This is a genomic window from Streptomyces aureus (genome assembly GCF_001418135.1).
Taxonomy (GTDB): domain Bacteria; phylum Actinomycetota; class Actinomycetes; order Streptomycetales; family Streptomycetaceae; genus Streptomyces; species Streptomyces aureus_A.
Genome location: NZ_LIPQ01000148.1, coordinates 1 through 2,483, shown reverse-complemented (window position 1 = coordinate 2,483; position 2,483 = coordinate 1). Strand labels below are relative to the sequence as shown.

2 protein-coding genes and 1 pseudogene are annotated in these 2,483 nt (G+C 74.2%); 1 reads left to right on the top strand and 2 read right to left on the bottom strand.

Going from position 1 to position 2,483, the window contains the following annotated elements; genetic code table 11:
* Together AOK00_RS14380 and AOK00_RS14375 are read right to left on the bottom strand one after the other, a co-directional pair.
* Window positions 1-1,191: DUF2786 domain-containing protein (locus AOK00_RS14380; RefSeq protein ID WP_079042005.1), on the bottom strand; the 1,191-nt coding region annotated here is incomplete at its 3' end.
* Complete coding sequence (locus tag AOK00_RS14375; protein ID WP_030323364.1) at window positions 1,170-1,559, bottom strand: winged helix-turn-helix transcriptional regulator; 390 nt, start codon at window positions 1,557-1,559, stop codon at window positions 1,170-1,172. The genes AOK00_RS14380 and AOK00_RS14375, both read right to left, overlap by 22 nt.
* A 2-nt stretch (window positions 1,560-1,561) precedes the next feature.
* Here AOK00_RS14375 and AOK00_RS14370 point away from each other — a divergent pair.
* Window positions 1,562-2,302: pseudogene (locus tag AOK00_RS14370) on the top strand (NAD(P)H-binding protein); the annotation flags it as partial.
* Between the last annotated feature and the right edge of the window lie 181 nt (window positions 2,303-2,483).

Sequence of the window (2,483 nt, the reverse complement as noted above, 5' to 3'; positions counted from 1 at the left end):
TCCCTCGACGCCCCGTCCCTCGACGCCCCGTCGCCCCGGCCCGAGACCCGCTCGGTCCGCCGCTGAGGCGCCGTGCGTCCAGCCCTCCTCGTCCCAGGCCGCACGCACGCGCGTGGCGCGGGTTTCCGGGAAGAGCTCGTCCGTGCGGGTGGTGACCGCCAGGTCCCGGGAGGCGAGCGCCGGGAGGAGGGTCGGCGCCTCGGACGCCACGCGGCGGGACGTCGCCGCGAGACGCGCCCCGAGCCGGTTCGCGTACGCCAGCAGGAACGACTGCCGGAACGACTTCGTGCGCTTGCGGCCCGCCGCCCGCTGCTCCGCCTCCGCCCGCGTCATCGCCGCCGTCCCCTGCACGAGCAGTGACGTGTAGAGCAGCTCCACCGGGTCGCGGTCCGCCTCGAAGCCGACCACCGTCGAGAAGCCGTAGGTCTCGTTCCACACCGCCCGGCAGTGGTTCGCCGTCGCGACCGCGTCGAGCAGGATCGCCTTCGCCTGCTCGTACGGCGGCTCCACCCCGATCCGGATCGCCCCCGGCGTCTCCGGCGACGGCGCCCCCGCCGCGAGCGTCGCCTCGTCCAGGCTGTGCCGGGCCATCAGCTCCTGCGCCTTGGCCGTGAGCGCCTCCGCCTCCTCCGGATACCCCGTCGCCTCGGCCTTCGCGAGCAGCGCCCGGATCCGGGTCAGCATCCGCGGCTCCCCGGCCGTCGCCGGCGGCAGCGCCTCCCCCGGCACCGGGCCGACCGCGTCGAGCCTCGGCAGCCGCACCAGGAGCCGGTACAGCTCCAGGACCGTCGTCGCGTACGAGAAGCGGTCCGTCGGCCGGCCGGGCGACGCGTCCAGCCCGTCGAGCTGGGCCCGCCAGCGGTGCGGCAGGGTCTCGTAGCGGGCCGTCTCGGTCAGGACCAGGCCGGTCAGGACCCGGAGGTGCGTGTCGGAGAGGTCGCGGCGGGCGATGCGTACGAGGTCCGCGGGCTGCCAGCCCCGCCCCCACAGGGTCCGCACGAACTCCTCGCCGCGCCGGTTCAGTTCCGGGTCGGCGCCCCGGTCGGCGGCCAGCAGCGACGCCGCCGTGTCGAGGGAACCGTCGTCACTCGCGTACAGCGCCTCAAAGGCCCTGTCGACCGTGCTGCCGGTCCTGCCGGTGTCGCTCGTGCCGCTGGTGTCGCTCGTGCTCACGCCGTCCTCGTGTCCCATGCCTCGCGCGACCGGGCGATCACCGAGCGGTGGTCGAGCGACCAGTCGACGAGCTGCTTGATCAGGTGGGTCATGCTGTGTCCCGTCTCCGTCAGCGCGTACTCGACCTGCGGCGGCGTCGTCGGGTACACCGTCCGCGAGACGAGTCCGTCGCGTTCGAGGCGGCGCAGCGTCAGGGTCAGCATCCGCTGCGAGATGCCGGTGACGAGCCGCTGGAGTTCCCTGAACCGCCGCGGTCCCGCCGCGAGTTCGACGACCACGTGCACGGTCCACTTGTCGCCGAGCCGGTCCTGGACGTCCCGTACCCCGCAGTCCTCCGCGCAGCTCACCAAGGGTTCGGTGGTTACCTCCGTGTGCCCCTCGGACATCGATGTGCCTCCTTACGCGATCTTCTCCGTCCCCCCACGATGGTCTCAGCCATCACGTCGTCACCACGGTCCCAGGGGGAAACATGCTGCTCGTCACCGGTGTCTCCGGCGCTCTCGGCTCGCTCGTCGCCGAGCGGCTCGCCGGTCGCGAGGACGTCGTCCTCGGTACGCGCGCGGGACTGCCCGGCACCCGCCGCCTCGACTTCGACGCGCCCGAGACGCTGCCGGAGGCCTTCGCGGGGGTGGAGACGCTGCTGCTCGTCTCCGCCGGTTACGGGGAGGACGACACGGTCGTGGCCCGTCACCAGGCCGCGATCTCGGCCGCGGAGGCGGCGGACGTACGCCATGTCGTCTACACCAGCCTCTCCGGCGACGGCGACCACCTCACGTACGCGCTCGCCCACCGCTGGACCGAGCGGCGGCTGCGGAGCTCCGCCACCCTCGACTGGACGATTCTCCGCAACGGCCTCTACGCCGAGTTCCTGACCTGGATCGCCACGCCCGACGCCGAGAACCGGATCACGGGCCCGCTGGGCGAGGGCCGCCTCGCCGCCGTCGCCCGCGCGGACCTCGCCGACGTCGCCGTGGCGGTCGCGACGGACCCGGCCGCCCACCGGAACCGGGTGTACGAGCTCGTCGGCGAGCGCGCCCTCGGCGGCGCCGACCTCGCGGAGGCCCTGGGCGCCACGTACGCCCCCGGCAACCTCGCCGACGCACGCGCCGCGATCGCCGCGTCCGGGGCGNNCGGCGATCGCCCACGGCTTCATGGACGGTACGGGGGTGGAGAGCGACCTGCGCACGCTGCTGGGCGGCCGCGAACCGCTCGACGCGCTCGATGTCTTCGTGAAGGCCGTACGGCAGGGCTAGTCCCGGCTCCGGGCGGGGCCGGGCATACGTACAGGGGGTACGATCCGGCTCGGCCGC